This is a genomic window from Bacillus sp. FJAT-28004, assembly GCF_001280845.1.
In the GTDB taxonomy this organism is placed as follows: Bacteria; Bacillota; Bacilli; order Paenibacillales; family Paenibacillaceae; genus Pristimantibacillus.
Genome location: NZ_LGHP01000001.1, coordinates 157,744 through 178,648, shown reverse-complemented (window position 1 = coordinate 178,648; position 20,905 = coordinate 157,744). Strand labels below are relative to the sequence as shown.

Annotated in this window: 19 protein-coding genes; 3 read left to right on the top strand and 16 right to left on the bottom strand. The window is 46.0% G+C overall.

What is annotated here, in order from left to right; genetic code table 11:
- Nucleotides 1-57: 57 nt before the first annotated feature.
- From AC787_RS00790 to AC787_RS00770, 5 genes are all read right to left on the bottom strand, one after another.
- Nucleotides 58-1,071 carry a zinc-binding alcohol dehydrogenase family protein gene (locus tag AC787_RS00790; RefSeq protein WP_054023047.1) on the bottom strand — a complete coding sequence of 338 codons (1,014 nt, stop codon included), beginning with the start codon at nucleotides 1,069-1,071 and terminating at the stop codon, nucleotides 58-60.
- A 14-nt stretch (nucleotides 1,072-1,085) separates the two neighbouring features.
- The gene (locus AC787_RS00785) at nucleotides 1,086-2,030 is read right to left on the bottom strand and encodes an aldo/keto reductase (RefSeq protein ID WP_054023046.1); all 945 of its coding nucleotides are present in this window, start codon (nucleotides 2,028-2,030) and stop codon (nucleotides 1,086-1,088) included.
- A gap of 66 nt (nucleotides 2,031-2,096) precedes the next feature.
- Nucleotides 2,097-3,599 (bottom strand): UxaA family hydrolase, encoded by a 1,503-nt coding sequence (locus AC787_RS00780; RefSeq protein ID WP_054023045.1) that lies wholly within the window; start codon nucleotides 3,597-3,599, stop codon nucleotides 2,097-2,099.
- Nucleotides 3,592-5,088, bottom strand: coding sequence for a tagaturonate reductase (locus AC787_RS00775; protein ID WP_054023044.1), 1,497 nt, complete (start codon nucleotides 5,086-5,088; stop codon nucleotides 3,592-3,594). Before AC787_RS00775 ends, AC787_RS00780 begins: the two co-directional genes overlap by 8 nt.
- Nucleotides 5,085-5,915: an amidohydrolase family protein gene (locus AC787_RS00770; RefSeq protein ID WP_054023043.1), complete on the bottom strand. Its 831-nt coding sequence runs from the start codon at nucleotides 5,913-5,915 to the stop codon at nucleotides 5,085-5,087. Before AC787_RS00770 ends, AC787_RS00775 begins: the two co-directional genes overlap by 4 nt.
- A gap of 174 nt (nucleotides 5,916-6,089) precedes the next feature.
- Here AC787_RS00770 and AC787_RS00765 point away from each other — a divergent pair, with 174 nt between their 5' ends.
- Entirely contained in the window at nucleotides 6,090-6,950 is an 861-nt protein-coding gene (locus AC787_RS00765; protein ID WP_054023042.1) for an AraC family transcriptional regulator, read from the top strand.
- 101 nt (nucleotides 6,951-7,051) lie between these two features.
- On the opposite strand, the gene AC787_RS00760 is transcribed toward AC787_RS00765, so the two are convergent.
- The 11 genes from AC787_RS00760 to AC787_RS00710 all read right to left on the bottom strand — a co-directional run bounded on the left by AC787_RS00760 (nucleotide 7,052) and on the right by AC787_RS00710 (nucleotide 18,793).
- A complete protein-coding gene (locus tag AC787_RS00760; protein ID WP_054023041.1) occupies nucleotides 7,052-7,846 on the bottom strand; it encodes an ABC transporter permease in 795 nt (264 codons plus the stop codon).
- Nucleotides 7,843-8,808: an ABC transporter ATP-binding protein gene (locus AC787_RS00755; protein ID WP_054023040.1), complete on the bottom strand. Its 966-nt coding sequence runs from the start codon at nucleotides 8,806-8,808 to the stop codon at nucleotides 7,843-7,845. The genes AC787_RS00760 and AC787_RS00755 overlap by 4 nt, the downstream gene beginning before the upstream one ends.
- Nucleotides 8,809-8,823: 15 nt before the next feature.
- Nucleotides 8,824-9,933 (bottom strand): ArsR/SmtB family transcription factor, encoded by a 1,110-nt coding sequence (locus tag AC787_RS00750; protein WP_152970558.1) that lies wholly within the window; start codon nucleotides 9,931-9,933, stop codon nucleotides 8,824-8,826.
- 172 nt (nucleotides 9,934-10,105) lie between these two features.
- Nucleotides 10,106-11,050 carry an EamA family transporter gene (locus AC787_RS00745; RefSeq protein ID WP_054023038.1) on the bottom strand — a complete coding sequence of 315 codons (945 nt, stop codon included), beginning with the start codon at nucleotides 11,048-11,050 and terminating at the stop codon, nucleotides 10,106-10,108.
- A gap of 137 nt (nucleotides 11,051-11,187) precedes the next feature.
- A complete protein-coding gene (bioC, locus tag AC787_RS00740; protein WP_054023037.1) occupies nucleotides 11,188-12,072 on the bottom strand; it encodes a malonyl-ACP O-methyltransferase BioC in 885 nt (294 codons plus the stop codon).
- Nucleotides 12,032-12,820 (bottom strand): alpha/beta fold hydrolase, encoded by a 789-nt coding sequence (locus tag AC787_RS00735; RefSeq protein ID WP_054023036.1) that lies wholly within the window; start codon nucleotides 12,818-12,820, stop codon nucleotides 12,032-12,034. The genes bioC and AC787_RS00735 overlap by 41 nt, the downstream gene beginning before the upstream one ends.
- Nucleotides 12,817-13,995: an 8-amino-7-oxononanoate synthase gene (bioF, locus tag AC787_RS00730; RefSeq protein ID WP_054023035.1), complete on the bottom strand. Its 1,179-nt coding sequence runs from the start codon at nucleotides 13,993-13,995 to the stop codon at nucleotides 12,817-12,819. The genes AC787_RS00735 and bioF overlap by 4 nt, the downstream gene beginning before the upstream one ends.
- Before the next feature lie 35 nt (nucleotides 13,996-14,030).
- A complete protein-coding gene (bioB, locus tag AC787_RS00725) occupies nucleotides 14,031-15,029 on the bottom strand; it encodes a biotin synthase BioB (protein WP_054026822.1) in 999 nt (332 codons plus the stop codon).
- Nucleotides 15,030-15,037: 8 nt separating this feature from the next.
- On the bottom strand, nucleotides 15,038-15,769 hold the full coding sequence (gene bioD / locus AC787_RS00720; protein WP_063847468.1) for a dethiobiotin synthase: 732 nt from the start codon (nucleotides 15,767-15,769) through the stop codon (nucleotides 15,038-15,040).
- Nucleotides 15,766-17,061 (bottom strand): adenosylmethionine--8-amino-7-oxononanoate transaminase, encoded by a 1,296-nt coding sequence (gene bioA, locus AC787_RS00715; RefSeq protein ID WP_414730960.1) that lies wholly within the window; start codon nucleotides 17,059-17,061, stop codon nucleotides 15,766-15,768. The genes bioD and bioA overlap by 4 nt, the downstream gene beginning before the upstream one ends.
- A gap of 301 nt (nucleotides 17,062-17,362) precedes the next feature.
- Complete coding sequence (locus AC787_RS00710; protein WP_054023033.1) at nucleotides 17,363-18,793, bottom strand: PLP-dependent aminotransferase family protein; 1,431 nt, start codon at nucleotides 18,791-18,793, stop codon at nucleotides 17,363-17,365.
- Nucleotides 18,794-18,968: 175 nt separating this feature from the next.
- Here AC787_RS00710 and AC787_RS00705 point away from each other — a divergent pair, with 175 nt between their 5' ends.
- Nucleotides 18,969-19,517 (top strand): pyridoxamine 5'-phosphate oxidase family protein, encoded by a 549-nt coding sequence (locus tag AC787_RS00705; RefSeq protein WP_054023032.1) that lies wholly within the window; start codon nucleotides 18,969-18,971, stop codon nucleotides 19,515-19,517.
- Between the two features lie 189 nt (nucleotides 19,518-19,706).
- A complete protein-coding gene (locus tag AC787_RS00700; RefSeq protein ID WP_054023031.1) occupies nucleotides 19,707-20,891 on the top strand; it encodes an acyltransferase in 1,185 nt (394 codons plus the stop codon).
- The last annotated feature ends 14 nt before the right edge of the window (nucleotides 20,892-20,905 follow it).

Here is a 20,905-nt window from a genome sequence, read left to right as displayed (position 1 = left end):
GGCTCAAGGCACCAGCGCCTTTTGACCGGACTTTCTATCATAGTCGTGATACCTTGGCTATAATTCCACAATCGCTTTAATGACCTTCGATTCTCGCTTCAGCCAGCTATCGAAGTGGTTGATCATTTCTCCAAACGGTACACGATGTGTAATGAAACTAGCCACGTCGATTCCGCCGCTTCTAACAGCCTCTTGAACCGCTGCAAAGTCCTCAATGGTCGCATTGCGACTGCCCATTAACGTCATCTCTCGCTTGTGAAACTCTGGATCATTAAACGAAAGATCCGCTTTGACGAGGCCAACGTATACAAGCTTGCCTCCGTGTGCAACAAAACTAAATGCATCGCTCATCGACCTTGCATTACCGGTAGCGTCGAATACGACCGTTGGAAACTCTCCATTTGTTAATTCTGAAATTTTTGCCTCAGCGTCTTCCCGAGCATTGACCGTTTCATCCACCTTCGCCCATTGCTTACAAAAGGCTAGGCGATCCTCCTGAATATCCATTGCGATCACCCGCGCACCGCGATGTTTGGCAAACGCCATGACACCAAGCCCGATTGGGCCAGAGCCAATAACGAGTACCGTCTCTCCTGCCCGAAGCTCAGCACGGCGAACCGCATGCGCTCCAATGCTCAGCGGCTCCAGCACCGCTGATTGATCAAGCGTCAGGTCGTTCGTCACGAGCAAATGCGTGGTCGGTACGACAACCAGCTCGCGCATGCCTCCGTCAATATGAACGCCAAGCACCTTCATATCAGTGCAGCAGTTCGTTTTGCCATGCCGGCAAGCGATGCATTCCCCGCAGTGCAAATAAGGGATGATGCTCACTTGGTCACCGATCTTGATTGTACTCTGCGGATCATCTATTTGTTCAACGATTCCTGCCAGCTCATGGCCCAGCACACGCGGGTAAGTAAAGAAGGGTTGATTCCCTTTATAAGCATGCAGGTCGGTACCGCAGATACCGATTCTTCGAATACGAACGATAGCTGTACCCGTCTGCAAGACAGGCTCCTCTTGCTCCACAAGCCTTAGCTGGTCGATTTGTTCACACACGATTGCTCTCACCTTGCAGCACTCCCTTATACGTCGATACTCAAATTGTATTCTTCTCTTCCGCTACTCCAGCTAAGATTGTGAATCGGCTCCAATATCGCAAGAACCTCTCGCAGCAGCTCTTCATTAATCGGCTCGTCCGTCCATTCAATATTTTTGCGTATGTTAGCCGGATTAGCCGTACTCACCAGCGTCGTTGTCACTCGCTCATTTGCCGTAGCGAATTGTACTGCCAGCTTGGCGATCTCTTCGCCTTGAGCAGCGCAATGCTCAGCTGCTTGTTGACATAGAGCACGTATTGGCTCCCCTGCAGGATGCCAACTTACAACCGGTCGGTTGCTGAGCAAGCCCATCGAGAGCGGAGACGCGCTGATCAAGCCGACCTGCTTCTGCTCCAGCAGGGGCAATATATCTAGCAAGGTTGTATCATTTAGCGAATAATGGCAATAAGAAAGTATGGCATCGAGCTCGGTATAGGCCAGCGATTTCTCAAACACGGCTAGCGGAAGCCCCGATACGCCCGAGTATCGGATTTTCCCTTGCCGCTTTAGCTTATCGAGCGCAAGGAAAGCACCCTCTGCAACCTGCTCGAAGGGTACAAATTCAATATCATGCAAAAACAATATATCGATATAGTCCGTCTGAAGCCTAGTCAAACTCTCATCCACACTTCGGATTATACGTTCCTCCGAGAAGTCGAACTGATCCTCGCCATATCTTCCAGCCTTCGTTGTCAAAATAAACCGATCTCTCTCGATCTGTTTTATCGCCTTCCCGAGCACAGTCTCAGCTTTCGTTAAGCCATAATACGGAGACACGTCGATCAGATTAATGCCCATATCCACCGCAGCATGCACAGTACGCAGGCTTTCCGATTCATCCGTCTCTCTAAATACAGAACCTAGCGATGATGCGCCAAAGCTAAGTGCGGACACCTCTAGTCCCGTCTTGCCAAGCTTGCGATATTTCATCTATATCCACTCCTGATTTTGAGGATTAATCCATTGTTTATCAGCTATTATCGGTCGACGCAGCTGCTACAAAATAACGCCGTCTTTAAAAATCGCAATTTCTTTGAATCCATTGCGTTCATTGTGCGTTTGCAGCTCGCCTGATGCTAGGCTGATCAGCTGCTCCCACAGCTCATCGGTCAGCGTCTCCATACTTTTGTTCTCAAGCAGCTGGCCTGCATTGAAGTCGATCCAGTTTTTCTTGCGACTGGCAAGCTCGCTATTCGTCGCAATCTTCACCGTTGGAACCGGTCCGCCAAACGGCGTTCCCCTTCCTGTCGTGAACAGCACGATATGCGCCCCTCCCGCAGACAACGCCGTCACCGACACAAGATCATTGCCCGGCGCCTCTAATAAATTAAGACCGCTGCTCGTAATACGCTGTCCGTAAGGCACAACATCCTGTACAATGGCGTGTCCACCCTTTTGGGTGCAGCCGAGTGATTTTTCCTCTAACGTACTAATGCCTCCAGTCTTATTGCCGGGCGATGGATTCTCATAAATTTCCTGATTATGTTTAATAAAATATTGCTTGAAATCGTTAATTAAATGAACAATTTTGTGAAAGACCTGTTCGTTTGCTGCACGGTTCATCAGAATCGTCTCCGCGCCAAACATCTCCGGCACCTCGGTCAATATGGCTGTACCGCCCGCTTCGATCAAGCGATCCGATACTGCTCCTACTAGCGGATTCGCCGTTATGCCGGACAAGCCGTCCGATCCGCCGCATTTCAGGCCAAGCTTCAGCTTCGATACGGGAACCGGCTCACGCTTGAATCGTTCTGCATATCTGACAAGCTCCTCGACCAGCCCAAGCGCGTCCTCGATCTCATCCTCCGCCTCCTGCGACTTCAAGAACTTTACCCGCTCCGCGCTATGCTCGCCAATTGCCTGCTTGAAAGCATCAATCTGATTATTCTCGCAGCCAAGGCCGATAACGAGTACGCCTGCTGCGTTCGGATGATTTACGAGTGATGCAAGCAGCTTCTGTGTATGCACAAGGTCGTCGCCAAGCTGCGAGCAGCCGAACGGATGTGCGAAGTGGTGCACGCCATCCACCCGTCCAGCATAGAGAGCATCTGCTTTTCTAGCTACTATCTCACAGGTTTTATTAATGCAGCCAACCGTATTAATAATCCAAATTTCATTCCGAATGCCGACGTCTCCATTTTCGCGAACGAAGCCTTGGAACATGCGGCCAGCATCACGAGATATTGCTTTCACATCCTCATGCAAAGTAGTCTGCTTATAGGAATAATCGAGAAAGCCCTTTAAGCCAGTCCCCATGTTATGGGTATGAATCCAGCTTCCTGACTCAATATCTTCCTTCGCAACCCCAATCGAATAACCGAACTTGAGTACATGCTCCCCCGTGCGGACAGCGCGCGTCAGCACCTTATGCCCCTTCGGCACCTCTTCCAGCAGCTCAAGAACCAGCCCCGTTTCAAGCGTTAGCTTATCCCCCTTAGCAAATGACTGCAGCGCAATAACGACATGATCATCCTCATGTAGTCTGATCCAGCTATTCATTTGCATCTCGCTCCATTTCCGCTATACTCGCGCTTATCGCAATCGCTAGTTCAGGCCATAAAGCTGCCAAATCACAACCCCATACGCTCTCCAAGTGCAGCAGCCTTGAAATTGTCTGCTCCTGCGGCCATTGCCGCTCTTTTGCTTCCGCCCATACAGACGCAATCGTCGCAAGCAAGCCGGCATCATCCCGCACCAAGTACGACGCGCCGCTTAACGTTTTCCCTTCGTAGCCCGTCTCGCCTAGTATTACTTTGTAATACCGAAGTAAGCCAGCAAACCCTTGTATAAGCCCGCTTGGCAACGGCTTACCGCCTTCCGCATAATAAAGTAAAGAAGGCAGCAGCCGCACCTTGAATTTACTTAAACTGTTCATCGCAATATCTGCAAGTCGATGACGAATAAACGGATTAAGAAAACGTTCATAAACATCCTGTGCATAGGCGTTCAGTTCCTCTTCTGCCATGGCGAGTGAAGGAATAATTTCCGTCTCTACCGTTGCTCTCACCAGAGAACCAAGCCTTGTATGCTCCATCGCTTCTCGCACCTGCTCCATGTCATGCAGCAAGCCGAGCGGCGTCATTAATGTGTGTGCACCGTTCAAAATACGCACCTTTCTCAGTTGGAAGGGCTTCAAATCCTCGACATAATGTACATTCAGACCCGCCTTGCGCAGCGGAAGCAGCTCTTCCAGCCCCGGCCCTGTCTCAATCGCCCATAAATGATACGGTTCTGCTGTGCTCAGCATAGAATCCGAGTAACCCCATTCACTAAACCAAGCTTCAGCCTGTGCTTCATCTGGATAACCCGTAACAATTCGATCCACAAGCGAGTTCAAAAAACGGTTATGCCGAGCGACCCAATGTTTGAACGCTTCGGAATAACCCCAATCATCGCTATAGCGCAAAATACAGCTGCGAAGCTCATCGCCATTCCGTTCCAGCAGCTCGCAAGGCAAGCATACTAAGCCGCGTTCAGGGTCACCGTTAAAGTAATTAAATCTACGGTAAAGCAGCTGCGTCAGCTTGCCGGGAAACGATTGAATCGGCTGTCCCTCGATGAGCTCCTCAGGTCGATAGACAAGTCCCGCTTCCGTCGTGTTGGATACGACGACCTGCAGATCTGGACTTTCTGCTAAAGCAAGATATTCATCCCATTTGGAATAAGGATCAAACACTTTGCTGAATACGGAAACAATCTCTGCCCGCTCCACGCTAGCGCCATTCTCTAAACCGCGAAAAACTAAAGTATAAAGTCCGTCCTGTTCAGCGAGCGCATCGATCTTTGGCTTGCCGCCGGGACGCGGCTGCGTCACCGCAATGCTTCCCTCGTATAAGCCTTGTTTCTTGCAAGCATGAATCATCCAGTCAAAAAAACCGCGCAGAAAGTTGCCTTCGCCAATTTGCAGAACCGTAATCTTCGCCAGCTTCGTTGCCTCATATAGACTTGCCTGTTCCTCATTTAATTGATTTGAATTTAGTGTAGTCATATTCGATAAAACTCCTTTGCATTACGTCCAAATAACCGCTCTCGCTCTAACTCCGTCCATGTCTGCGGCAGCGCCTGCTCAAGCACAGCCACAACCTCGTCATAGCTTGCCGCAAGCAAGCTGACCGGCCAATCGCTGCCGAACATGACCCGCCTGTCTCCGAATGCTTCCAGCACATGCGTGATATATGGCATGAAATCAGCTGGTTTCCAGTTCGTATGATCTGCCTCGGTTACCATGCCTGAAAGCTTGCAGAATAGATTAGGATGAGCAGCGATTTGGCTAATCTGGCTTTTCCAAGGCTCAAGCTCACCGGCTTTAATGCGCGGCTTCGCGATATGGTCAATGACCGCATGAAGGCCAGGCACTTTATCGAGCAGTTCTACTAGAGGTGCAAGTTGATGCGACACGACTAACAAATCTATGGGTACACCCTTATCCGCAAAATATGTGAACGCTTCCAAATAGCTAGGCGCAAGAATCGCATTTGCGTCAGACATTTCCTGGATCATGACACGGAAGCCGACAAATTTCGGATGCTGCGCAAAGCGCTCATAATGATTGCGATAATCTGGATCCGCAAGATCCAGCCACGCGACAACGCCTACTATCGTATCCGATGATTCGCTTAAAGCCAGCAAATAATCCGTTTCTGCAAGTGTCGCTGCCGCCTGAACAACGATCGAACCATCCAGCTTATGTTCATTTAAGTGAGGCTCCAAATGCTGCGGCAAAAAATCTCGATAAAGAACCGGAATTTCCGGTGTAATCCATCCGTAATCCCCTCGCTCGATCATCCAATAATGTTGATGCGCATCTATTCTCATCTCTTCGCCCTCTTTTCAAAGAAAGTAGCTTCCTCTTCATTATAAAAAACAATATTGATAGCTGAAATAATCAATTCATGCATATTTGTACTCTTTTTTGATATTTGTTACAATCAGGCTGACCCAAGAAACAACAAGAGTTAACGATTCATACATGAGAGTGAGGTGAAACCTATGAATCCGTATCGTAAAAGATTCGATGCCAATACACCGTTTCCGTTTGAATGTGTCTATCGGGATACCAAAAGCGCACAGAACGAATTGCCTGACCATATTCACGATTGGTATGAACTGGTTTATATTTATAGCGGCAAAGGTACCTTCTTTATAGATCAGACGTTTTATGATGCCGTTCCCGGTGACATCTTCCTCATTCCCGGAAACACGATTCATCGCTCCTTTCCTGATACGAATGACCCGAAAACATCAACTGCTCTATTCTTCAATGCTTCGCTCGTACATAGCCCGCCTCTTGGAGATCCTTTCTCCTATTTGCGCTGCTTCGAGCAGGCCAAGCGCCGAAAGGCGTACAAGCTGTCATCGGCAACAACCGAAGAGAAACAACAAATAGTCGATTTAATAGATCGCATTCATACAGAGGAATCAGACAAGCTGTCAGGATATCGCCTTGCTATTCTACTTCACCTCCAGCACACTTTGCTGCTCCTCGGACGCACCCTCGCTTCGTCAGAAGAAGGTCAACCGGTATCATCCTCAGCTCCAAGCTGGATGACTGCTGTATTAACCTACATCGATGAGCATCCGGGCAGCCCTCTTGGCCTGTCGATGCTTGCTAAACGTGCATCCGTTACGCCAGCCCATTTTTCTCGTGTCTTCAAAAAACTGACCAGCATGAATGTTACGGAATATGTCACGACCAAACGGATTATTCGCGCCAAAGAGCTCTTAATGGAGAGCGATGCCAATATCGCCGAAATTGCCGAGTTATGCGGCTTTGAAAGTCTTCCGCATTTTCACCGTATGTTCAAAAAACGAACAGGCATGACTCCCTCGCATTACAAGCGGAACGAATAATTGTTAGATTTGGAGTTTAAAGAATAAGGGCTGCCCCGAGAGGTTTTTCAACCTGTTGGAGCAGACCTTATCGCTTTATCTTTGCATGTTGTCGTTACATGTTATACCCGCCAGCTGACAAGCCGATTAACAATGACCACCGTAATAACGGTATAGAGGAGCATCATGAGGCAATCCAGCATGACCGCATGTGTCCAGCCTTGAAGCAAAACAATACGCATCGCATCAGCTGCATAGGTTGTTGGAAAAATGTAGGAGATCACTTGCAGCGCCTTAGGCAGCTGATTGAGCTCCACCATGACAGGTGACAGGAAGGTTACAACCATCATAAGCAGCTGTGCAAGCATATTGGTCAACTGCTGATTCGGCGACCAGAAGCCTATACATACACCAAGCCCTACCACACTCGTAAGCGACAGCAGCATAACGATAGGAAGCCCCCATGATAAATGAAGATCCACACCGTAAACAAAGTAACCGATGACACCTAGCAATACAAAGGATGGAATCGTACTCATAAGACCTCGGAGCAAATTAGCCGCTACGAAATTTATTTTTTGGATAGGAAGCGATGCATAAAACGTAAAATGCCCTTGATGCTTTTGCATAGATATTTCTTGCCCAAGACTGTTTAAGCCCATAATAATGACACCAAATATCATATTGCCCGCAATGATCTGAACCATCATCTCAGGTGTTGGATCAGCAATAAAGAACCTCATAAATAAAATCGTCGTCAGTGGAAACATGGTTGCTACAAGCACGACGATTACCCAGCTGTCGCGAATAAGCGCAAATTGAATCCGGAATAAAATTTCCAGCTCTGTCCACAATCGCCTCGGTCCGGATAGTTGAATCGACTGCATATGCCGCAGCGGCATTGGTGTTCCATTCATGATACGGATGCCTCCTTCCGAGCCAAATCGTCAATATGGAAATATACGTCCTCCAAGCTAGGGGGAACGACGGCATATTCAACAATCGGCAGCCCAGTATGCTCGATAATATGCTCTAGTACCCTGCCTGCTAAACTCTTCTCGACCAGCAGCAGCAATCGGTTCTCACTGCTCTCCTGCACGATACCGAAATGATGAAGGGCAGCAGCGGCTTCGGCACGACGCCCGTTCTCTGTCGTAAGCTCAAACTTCAACCGCTGATCAACCTTCTGCTTTAGCGTAGCCACATGATCAATTGCCAGCAGCCTGCCATGGTTGATGACAGCCGCTCTATCCACGACTTGCTCAGCCTCCAGCACATTATGCGTAACCAAAATAATCGTTGCGCCTTCTCGATTGCGCTCTTGAATTAAATTCCAAACGAGCCGTCGTTTTTTGGGATCAAGCTCATTCGTAGGCTCATCAAAGATAAGCACTGGTGAACGGCCAATAAGAGCTGTGCCGATTCCGATTAATCGTTTCTGTCCACCAGACAGCTGCTTCAGCAGCTTATTGCCCAAAGCCTCCATATCAAATTGCTCCAATAGCTCCTTCGCCTGCTTCTCCGCATCTGATGCTGACATCCCTCTCAGCCTACCTGTAAATGAAAGGGCCTCGTGGACTTTAAGCGCTGAGAGAACATGGGGCTCCTGCGCGTAATATGCCACCATGCTGGATACGTGGCGCGTATGCTTCATAACATCCTCGCCGCAAAAAAGAACCTGCCCTTTGGTTGGTTTTAATTGGCCGACCATTTGTTTAATTAGCGTCGATTTACCCGCTCCGTTCGGACCGAGCACGCCCAAAATTTCTCCTTCACGAATGGTAAGCGAAATGTCATCATTGGCTGTGACCATCGTTTTTCCTTTTTTGTAAACCTGACTAACACCCTTTAGCTCGTATACATACTCACCCAATCGCATTCACTCCTCTATGCATTACGGCAGCAATATCCGCCTCGTTTGCTCCCAGTAATAACCGATTTTTTCTTTGTCGAGCTCATAATAGATACGATTATCAACCCTAATCAGCTGAATGAGATTAAGATCAAACAACATATTCGTATGATAGCTTATGGCTGCAGGCGTTAAGCCCATTTCCTGGGCAAGCTCGTTGCCATAATAATTTTTGTGGTGGAGCAGCTCAATCAATTCCATCCTGCGCCTATCGGCAATGACTTTCAAAAAACGCTCAATCGTCTCCTGATCCTCGCGCCTCCATGCAAACACGTCATTGTTGATTCCCAGCACCACCAAATGTGAATGACCTTCCCGATCATCACGATGAATACCTACACGCACCTGAGAAAAATAACTCACATGAACGGCCGTCTCTTTATCGATCAAATCAACATCCATCTTCGTAATATCGCGGATTGCCCGCTCGGGCTGCTCTTCAAACAAAGCTCGGTATTTTGCAGCTCCAGCTTCACCAAGCTCCTTCAAGCGATCACGTATTGGCAAATAGGCATAACGATGAAATTGCTCCATAATGAACAGAGTCCGCTGTTTGTATTCCTCAGGAAATCGAATATGATCTAGTAGTGAGGTATGCTCAGCTTGATCCGATAGCTCACATCCCGCAACCAGCTCGTAAAGCAATCCCACATCATTCGCAATGGTTCCCCAGTCATTCCCTTTCGTCCATTCCATCTTCTCGTCATTATATTTCGCTGCTGCCAAATGAAAGAGGAGCTCGCTTGCTGGCTTATCACGGTAACACGCCAGAAAATCTTCAGAACTATTCAGCTTCTCCCGATCCTCTACAAACAGCACAGCCATTACATAGTCAAGCCGTTCTTTAAACATATTGTCACCGATAAGGGCAGCTATCTCAGCTTTCACATGATTGCTCAAGCTCGCATTCGCAGTCTCCACCATGCGGATCATTTCGGCATCCAATGTAAAATGAATCTCTCTCGCAAAAGCCTTCATATGCTCGATTTGGGCAACAAATTTCATAGTGGTTAAAAATTCAATAGGCTCGTGATAAGAAAACTGCAATCGTTTAGCCGCTATTCCCCAGTCTAAAATAATTAACGCCTCCACACTTAGTTAAGTCAACGTTTAATGTTATCCGCTATTTTTGTAATAATCATTTAACACTTGTTAAACACAAATTTAAATGAACATTACTAAATTGTCAATATAATCCACAAAAAAAGCTCTGCACAGGCTCAACTCCTTAGCCCATGCAAAGCTTTTTTCTACCTATTATTTCTTACGATCCAAATAATCGCATCAGCAATATACCGGCGAAAGCAAGTGAAATGCCGATAATCTCTATCTTCGTAAACTTCTCCTTCACGAAGAACCGCGTATAGAGCAGCACAATCAGCACATTGAGCGCCGTGACTGCGGATACTAACCCCGCTTTGCCGAGATCAAATGCGGTTACGATAAGCATCATGCCGACAGCGTTAGTTGTGCCGACGGCCAAACCAATAAGAAACGTTTTTTTGCCGCTCCAAGCTGATGGCTTATGGGATAAGTTAGCACTGGACGTATGCTGTGACACATGCACCTCACCACCGACAATGCCCGCACTCTGAAGCGACAACACCCGTCTGGCCCGCTCAGTTTGCAAATCTCGCAGCCACCACATACCAAAACACGATGCTCCCGTCACAAACATAAAAAACATCGTTGGAAACAAATCTGCTTCCATAATCGTCGACCATTTGCCTGACAAATCATTTGCAGCAAACAGCAGCATTGCCAGCAGCCCCCATTGCGCTCCTTGCAAATTGCGCAACGAAATGTCATTCGATAGGCGAACAAGAAGCACACCGCCAATAATAACGACAAATGCGATTAATTGCATCGCATGGAGTTTTTCCCCCCACAGTCCAAATGCAACGATTACAACAACAACAGAAGGCAATGCCGTTAATATAGCTACAAGTGAAGCCTTTCCGACTGCAAACCCCTTGAACATGCTTGCATTCGCACCGAATGAAAACAAGCCCATTTGAATGCCTATTAACGCCGCGAGCGTCCAGTTCGATGAGAAGACTAGCGCGCAAATCCCATTAATGAGCGCTCCCATGGTGAACGTACCGCATAGCAATAAATTACGGTTAAGCGGCTTCTGACTCGTCCAATGATACAAAATACCTCGCAAGCCAAAACATAGGGCAGCGAACACTGAATAAGTAAGCCACATGAGTGCAAAAAGCCCCTTTCCTAAATCAAACCTATAAGAAAGATATACAAAAAGGAAGCGGTTGTCTACACCGCTCCCTTAATCTATACGAACGTTATACGTTAAGCTATGGTTTTAATGACTTAGAATGGCAAGTATTACGGGAAAACTTTCACTTTTGAGTCACACACTGATTGAATGATTAGAAAATCATAAGTGGCAGCAATCCCACCCTGTATTCTGAATTTCGCCTCGTATTCTTTGTACATGTTGGTGAACAAACGTCGCAAACTGTGCCCAGATACAGTAACTGCTTCTGAAGTGCTAGCTCCCATTGCTTTAACCGAATGAAGAAAATCACTTACACTAGCATACTTTTCAATATGAATAGAACGTTTATAATTGAAACTTGAATATCCTGATTCCTCAAGCATGTATTTCCATTCGAGAGGCGAATGAAACGACAGTCCGTGACGTTGTGGCTCTATTCCAAGCGCTAGATATACTTCATTAAATGACCTATGCATCTCGCAAAATGTATCCGGCCCGAATGTGGTAAATATCAGCACGCCTCCGGAACGGAGCATTCGCTGAAGGTGTCCTAACGTTTCTTTGGGATAGCTTAACCATTGGAAACAAGCATTGGAGACGATGATATCGAACGAGGAAGCTGGAGCATCAGCCGCCCACTTTTCGATATCCGCAAGAATAAAACGTATACGATCCGAAATACGATTTCGGGTGCCCAGATGATCATCTTCTGATTGCACACGTTTCACAGCTGCTTTAATCATCTCAGGTGCAATATCAAGTGCAGTAATGCTCGCACTAGGCCATTCGTTTGCTACCATTTGGGTTAGAGTCCCGGTGCCACAACCGATCTCAAGAATCTTAGGTTCATCTATAAACTCTTTGTTTTTCCATTCTATTATCGATTCTGTAAGCTGATCAGCCATTGTACGCTGAACATGGGCATGAGTATCATATGAAATGGAATTCCGATTAAATTGACGTTGAATAGCAATCTTTCTGCTGCTGGTCATCCCACCATCTCCTCAATTCTCCAGCTATGTGTACTTCCCTTCCCAAAAAAGGCACATGCCCGCAGGCGGGTAATGGAACTAACTTTGCTTGAGGCAACTGACTCTTTAGCTCTAAAACACCATTGTAAGAACAAATTTGATCCTCAGTCCCATGGATAATAAGAACCGGACAAGCAATATCGGGCAATCGAGACAAACAATCCTCGGTTCGTAAAATCTGCAGGCCTGAAATTAGCGCTTCGGCTGTCCAGCTGCCAGTTGGAGGAAGGCTTGCAGCAAGACCTCCCTCCCATTCTGCATCCGTAAACATGGACTTTCTGAAATTCGTCTCAACAACTGTCCGATCCTTTGAGATTCCTCTGATCATGTGCCGAACGTAGGCATCTGCCCAGCCGAGGACACTTCCTTCCTTGGAACGAGTGAAACGAGCCGTTGCTCCAAACAGTACAAGCCCATCAGCGTAACCATTAGCTGCTAATCTCAGTGCTAATAAGCTCCCTAGCGACCAACCTGCGATCAGTATCGGACCGTGAACACGCCTAGTGCTGCAATCAGTCCCATCCTCAAACAGAATCTTCCTCGCTGCTGTTTCCGTGATATCTATCATGTTCTCTGGAGAATCCGTTCCATAGTAATCAACAGAAACATGAGTATATTCCGGCAGCAACTCACGAAGTCGATCAAAAACAGTATCCGGCAGGCTCCATCCCGTTAGCCACAAGATTACACCGCTCGACTCCGCATTCAATGACGTATCACCTCTAACTCTTGTCCGATTGTGCAGATTATCGCGACCGCATCTATCAATTCCTTTTCTGTATGAGCAGCAGATAAAGAAAAGCGAATCCGCGCTGTGCCATCAGGAACTGTGGGCGGACGAATAGCCACCGCTTCAATCCCTTTACATTCAAGAGCTTTACTGAAACGAAGGGCTACTTCATTATCACCAATAATCACCGGTACAATAGGAGAATTTCCCTTACCGACATTAAAACCAGCGTGAAGGAGCGAGGATCGAAACATCGCGCTTAACGAGAAGAGTCGTTCGCGGCGCCAATGATCAGATTGGACTAAGGCGAGCGACGTTGAAATACCTGTTACCAAAGAAGGCGGTAATGCCGTCGAATACATGAGCGGTCTTGACTTGTTAATTAGCCAGCGAATTAACGTCCGGCTGCCGCAGACATATGCACCATATACACCAAATGATTTACTGAATGTTCCCATATGTATATCCACTTCATGCTGCAGACCGAGCTCATAGCATAGTCCCTGACCGCGTTCCCCATAAATCCCCCCGCTGTGCGCTTCGTCTACCATCAGCATTGTTCCGTACTCGCGTTTGAGCGCAGCCAGCTTACCTAAGGGAGCTGCATCGCCGTCCATTGAAAAGACAGCATCCGTAACGATCAGCTTGCGTCTTTTATCACGATGCTTGCTCAGCAAAACCTCTAAATGTTCCATATCGTTATGTCGGTACCGAGCATGCTCCGCGCGGCTCAATACGATACCGTCCACTATACTCGCATGGTTTAATTGGTCGCTGAAAACCACATCGTTACGACCCACAAGTGCACTAATAACACCGGAATTAGCCATATACCCATTTGCAAAAACAAGTGCCGCTTCACTCTTCTGCCAATCAGACAACTCTTCTTCAAGATCTCCATAAGGCAATCGATTGCCTGTCACAAGACGTGACGCTCCTGAGCCGCTTCCTTCGATAAGCAGCGTTTCGCGCATTTTTTCAATAATAGCAGGATGTTGTGCTAGTCCAAGGTAGTCATTAGAGGCCAGATTGAGCAGCAAGCGTTCTTCTCTCACCGTATAACCAGGATATTGCGGTGCTGGGGCACTGTTACGTAAGAAGCGCTCTAGTGAAGCATCATGTAATACCTCAAGTTCTTTTTCCATCCAATTCATGATCCGTACCACCTTAAAAGGCATTCATTTGAATATTAAAGAGCATTTAACTCAATCTCAAAATCCAAATCTTCAATCATTTGATGATCAGCCGATATATCTTGACCTGCAGTCGTTAAATAATCACCTACAAAGAGTGAGTTGGCAGCGTATAGCGACAATGGTTGCAACGTACGGAGGCTGACTTCGCGACCGCCCGCAACACGAATCTCTTTAGAAGGACAGATAAACCGAAACAATGCCAGTACCTTAAGCCCTTTCATAGCGGAGGTGCGCCCAGCATCTTCCAAAGGGGTTCCAGGAATGGCATTTAAGAAATTAATCGGAATTGAGTCCGCATCGAGCTCACGGAGCGCATAAGCCATCTCAACAATTTCCTGATTACTTTCACCCATACCAATAATTACACCGGAACAAGGGGACATGCCATGAGCTTTTACCTTCTCCACAGTTTCAACACGCTGTTCATAGGTATGCGTAGTCGTAATAGACGAGTAATTATCTTTGCTTGTGTTCAAGTTGTGGTTGTAACGATGTACGCCTGCTTCTACTAACCGTTCAGCTTGGCCGTCCTTCAATATCCCCAGACATGCACAAATTTTGAGCGGCATCGTTGAACGTATTTCTTTAACCGCATTTACAACTTGGTCCAGTTCCTTTTCCGTCGGGCCTTTCCCCGAAGCCACTATGCAATAGGTACCTGCTTTGCGCACCATAGCCTCACGTGCTCCTGCAAGAAGTGTATCTTTATCGAGCAGGGTGTATTTTTGAACGGGTGCCGTCGATACGATGGACTGTGAACAGTAACCACAATCTTCGGGACAATGTCCACTTTTAGCGTTAATGATCATGTTCAGTTTCACTTTTTTTCCAAAAAAGTGTTGTCTGACCTGAAAAGCAGCTTGCATCAAGGACAGTATGTCATCGTTATCTGATTCAAGTACAGCAAGCCCTTCTTCAACCGTTAAACATTCACCCATTAGTGCTTTCTCGGCAAGTAACGACCACTCTATTTTCGATTTAATTGTTGTCATCTCCAACTTCACTCTCCATTCATTTGATTTGTTAGTGCCTGTACGATCGATTCCAATTGAATCTGTTCTCGAACCGCCTGGATCAGCGATATTGTATTTATCTCGTCCTTCAAATAGGGGAAATGTCCGAGAAACTTGATACCGCTATAACGTTCAATTAATGCTGCATTGGTTGTCGCACTTGGGTCGTCATACCTGTCCAATGATTCTCCGTCATTGCAAATGAAACCTATAATCGGAACCCCATTTTGCCGTAGATAGGAAATCGTCAGGAGCGTGTGATTAATCGTTCCGAGACCCGAACGAGCGACGATCAGAGCCGGAATTCGAAGTTCCGAAATCAAATCCACCATGAGAGAATTATCGGTCAGTGGAACAGCTACACCACCGGCTCCTTCGATGAGCAACATTTCGTAACGGTGTAATAGATCTTCACCAGCGGCTGTTAGCTCCTGTAATGTTAAGGTCACTCCAGCTTCTTTGGCTGCGAGCAGCGGTGTAAGCGGGGCTTCGAATGTGAATGTCGCTACCTTATCCGGCTGCTCATTTAGTCCGGTGTATTGTAGTAGACGCTCAGCATCGGTAGCTCCGCTACCAAGTAACTCACCTGACTGAACAGGCTTCCAAATTCCTACATTCATATTTACAGAGCGAAGTGCTGCGGTAAGCGCCGCTGTTACAATGGTTTTGCCGACGCCAGTGTCCGTACCGACCACAAATAATCCACGCATCAACTTCATAGGATGTTTTCTTCTTCCGTGACGCTGAGAATGGCCTCCACCAAAATATCTGTCATAACCTCAAGCTCGGCCTCTGTACTAACAAGTGGGGGGATGAATACGATAACATTGCCAAGCGGTCTCGTAAGCATTCCAAGCTCTCTGGCCTTTTGAGTTACACGAACTCCGATTTTTTCGGACCAAGCATACGGTTCACGTGTAACCTTATTGCGTACGAGCTCAATTCCAATCATCAACCCCATCTGCCTAATATCACCGACATGCTGTGAATCGTTTAGTATGGAGAGCTTACGCTCCACGAATGATGCTTTTGATCGTACTCCTTCGATTATGTTGCGCTCTTCAAACAGCTTTAAGCTGGCCAAAGCAACGGCACAACCGAGCGGGTTACCTGTGAAGGAATGACCGTGGAAGAATGTTTTCTGCTCTTCGTAATCCCCATAAAATGCGTTGTACACCTCATCTGTCGTAAGTGTCGCTGCCACAGGCAAATAACCGCCTGTAAGGCCCTTTCCGATTACCATCAAATCAGGTGATACATCTTCAAGATCACAAGCAAACATTTCACCTGTTCGCCCAAAACCTGTCGCCACCTCATCCGCAATGAACAGTACACCATACTTACGGCAAAGTGCTGCCATCTCTTGTAAACAGCCTTTTGGCATAATAATGATGCCGCTGGCCCCTTGTACAATCGGCTCCACAATGAGAGCTGCGATTTCATTTGCGCTAGTCTCGAGTAAATGACGCAACGCAATAAGTGTAGCTTCTTTTGCTTCCTGTTCACCGCCATCATGACGGTAAGCATATGGATATGGAATCACGTATGAAGGAAACAGCATGGGGCGAAATACGTCATGATACAGTGGAATCGCACCTACGCTAACCGCTCCAATTGTATCTCCGTGATACGCTTGATTCATCGTAATAAACTTCGTTTTACCTTCCTGTCCTTGGTTTTTCCAATATTGAAACGCCATTTTGACCGCAATTTCAACACCCGTTGCACCGGAATCTGAGTAAAACACTTTTTTTAATCCTTTGGGGGAGATCCCTACCAATTTCTCTGCAAGCTCAATGGCAGGCACATTAGCCATACCGAGAAGGGTAGAATGCGCAATACGTCCTAACTGATCCGTGATCGCTTGATTTAGCTCAGGTACATTATGTCCATGGACATTAAGCCATACCGAGGAAAACCCGTCATAGTAAGCACGCCCATTGACGTCATATAATTTGATGCCTTCGCCGCGTTCGATAATTAGAGGATCGGAGTTATTGTAGTCTTTCATTTGAGTAAATGGATGCCATAAATAGTCCTTATTCGTAGCAGAAAGTCGTTCATAATGTATTGTCAAAAGATATAACCACCTTTAACTTGATTCATTTAATTGTTAACCTAATTTAATTTATTTTGGTTAACAATAGAATGTTGCAATTCTATCAGACAAAAATTTTCCTGTAAAGAGAGACATTTCAGAATTTGATTTTTCCCAATCCTTACAATAGTAGGACTATACCAAAACAATAAAAAAAACCACTTGCGAAAGTGGTTTTAGTTACTGTTTTATTGGAGTCTATGTAGATATTAACCTACAAGATTAACTCCGCTAGACGATGAATCCCCTGCTCTATCGCTGCTTCATCTACTTTCGCAAACCCCAACACCCAACCCTTTCGTTTGCTTTCCAAACAATAGGGCCCAAGAGGGTACACACGTATTCCCTTTTGAAGGGCTAACTTCGTCACGGCTTCTTCATCGTATGACTCTTCAGCTTCAAGTAACATATGCAATCCTGTTTCTACTCCACTTAATGTGAAACGTTTCCCTAAACCACTAGCCATAATAGCCTTTGTCATGGCTTCGTGTCTTCGTCGGTACACATTTCTGACTCTTCTCATATGGCGCATAAAATGCCCATTCTTGATGAAGTGGGTTAGTGTTAGCTGGTCCATAATCGGAAGATGACGGTAAGTCAGCTCCTGCACCCTGGCTAGTTGAGCAATGGCTTCGACAGAGCCAACGATTGCTGAAATACGAATGCCTGGAGCAATCATTTTAGAAAAACTCATGAGGTACAAGGTATTATTAGGTTCCTGACTAATCAGTGTTGGAAGCGGCTCCCCACGATATCGAAACTCACTATCATAATCGTCCTCAATAATCCAAGATTGTTCTTGAACGGCCTTATGCAGCAATTGTTGCCTTCGCGGCTCCGACATAACGATCCCTGTCGCGCATTGGTGCGAAGGGGTGACAAAGATCAGTTTGGATTGTGGATGAATTCGCTCAACTGCAAGACCATATTCGTCAACGGGAACTGGCACCACATTCATACGTCGATATTTCATCGCCATCCATGCAGCTGGAAAACCAGGATCTTCTACAGAGACAGTGTCCCCATCTGATAAAAGCGATTGTGCGATTAAATCAATGCTGTGCTGAGCTCCTGAGGTCAACAGAATCTGATTTGTTTGGACATGGATACCTCGTTCAAGTGATAAATAACGCTGAATTTCCTCACGTAATGGTGTAAAACCATAGGGATTACCGTAAGCCCAGCTTGATAAATCCATAGCAGTGGACGCTTGGAGAAACGATTGTCGCCAGTTTTTTTGAAAATGGTCATCCAAATAGGGTTCATGGGGACTAAAATCTATTTCCACTTCCCGTTGTTCTTTGCCTCTGAACCAATCATGTAATTGATCGACCGCTGAGTTCAATAAAGGAAGCGCGGGGGGAATAGGGCCATATGTTATTATTTCCTTCGTCGAACCCGTGACTTGATTCCATTTACTAACTCGCGTTCCTCCTCGTCGAGATGTAACCGTATAACCTCGACTTAACAATTCCTCATAGACAATCTGTATCGTTGAGCGAGAGACACCTAGCAGATGAGCGAGTTCACGGGAAGGAATCAGCAATTCTCCCGGGGGCCAAATTCCGCTTTTAATATTATGAATCGCTTGATCAAGCAATTGCATCCAGATCGGTCTTTTATCATTACGACTTACTTTCATCATTGTGCACACCTCCAAATAGATGCTCCAACCCTATAAAATTGATTATGGATTGTTCATAACCTTGATGTTTGGATGTGTAAACACACTCCATTCACTGATATACTACCTCAATAATGCTGGTATGTTCAACAAAGTCGTTGCCTATATCTTAGGAGTGAAAAGGAGAGATTTTGAAATGGATACGGTTCGTTACAAGATCAGGGAATGCAAGGATCAGGAGAAAATCGAAAGTTTCCTTCACCAAGCGAGAATTGGTTATCTTGGGTTGGTTGATGGGAACCTGCCCTATGTTGTACCGCTTAATTATGTATGGACGGACGGGAAGCTCTATTTTCACGGGGCTGGAGATGGAAGACGTAATCTGGTCATGAGTGAAAATCCAGAAGTTTGTTTTACGGTATGTGAGGAATACGGAACCATTACGGATCCGGTACCTGCCAAAACGGATACGGCTTATATGAGCGTAATGATATTTGGACAAGCAGAGCCGATCACAGATTTGGATGAAGCTACCCATGTACTTCAGGGAATGATCAATAAATATGTACCTGGCTACTATAACCGGCCTTTGCCCAAGCAGCATGTGGAAAAGTATAGATCGGCTGTATTCGGCGGGCCGGTTCAAGTTTGCCGGGTGATTCCACACCACTTGACGGCAAAAGAAAGTCCGCTTGAAGCAGAAAAAATGTATAGAACGGGCATGAATGTCAAACGAGAAATCTAACGACAAAATATCGTTTCCAACGAAATCAGAAAGAGCCTCTTTATCGTAAAAAGGAGGCTCTCTCTGCTATATTCATTTATAAAAATAAAAGTATTGGCTGAAACTGGGACTAACCTTATAATAACGAATAGAGGCTTCCTCATAGCCGCTCAACACAAGCTAATATCATATAAAAATAAGGGGATTTTAATGGCACAATCTGCAAAAAGACCATATTTACCTGCGCTGGACGTTTTTAGAGCATTCGGTATTTTAGCGGTCATCATGATTCACGCAACATCAGCGATCGTAGCTAACTACGACCACAGCGCTACGCTATATCCTCTCTACGTCTTTCTAAACACATTTACCAAATTCGCAGTACCTGTCTTTATCTTTCTAAGCGGCTTCGTCCTTTTTTACAACTATTACGACAAACCCTTCACAACAAGAGCAATCGGACAATTTTACAAAAAAAGAATGTCCAAAGTTTTGATTCCTTTTATATTATTCTCGTTCTTGTATTTTGCTTTTACGAGGCTGGCTCAATTCGGATTTAGCGATATTCAGACGTTTATCGGTTACTTTACGACGACTAAATTTCTCAAGATGCTTATCTTTGGCAAAACCTATACCCATCTTTATTTTGTCGTTATTATTATTCAATTTTATGCGCTTGCTCCGCTTATGCTTTACGCTGTCAATCGCTTTCCAAAGCTTAGCAAGCATATCGTTTGGATCGGATTGTTGATACAATGGTTATTTATTTATAAGATCAGTCGGGAATATCATCTTATCAGCCCCGGCAGCTATGCCTTTACGTATATGTTTTATTTTACGGCAGGAGCCTTTATTGGAATCTATTATGTAAAGCTTGCTGATTGGATCAATTTAACGAGAAATAACGCAACGGTACAAAAAATAGTAGCAACGGTTGCCCTATGGGTGCTTTTCTTATCATCAAGTATGATCATGGTCTACTTTTATTACGAGAAACGGTTAACTGGATTATCCATTATTAACACAAGTCTGCTGGAGCTGGTGGACGAGGTACGGTGCGTAACGGCTGCTATTGTGTTGCTTCAAGTTTCCTTCTGGATTTATACAGCTTGGAACAAAATGGTCGTTAAAGCGCTCATACATATCGGTGCCACATCATTTGGCATTTATTTGGTTCACCCTATAATCCTCTATTTATACCGCCAGACAAACGCCAGTGGCTCTCCTATTCTGTTCCATGTATGGGTGGCCGGCGGCTTCTTGCTCGCACTGATTATTCCTTGGGCCATCATGGCACTCAGTGCACCGTTCAAATGGCATTGGCTGCTGTTCGGTCCGCTTCCAACTAAGAAGAAACAACCTGCTTCACCAATACAGCCAAGTATTCAAGGATAATACAAAGAGCCGTC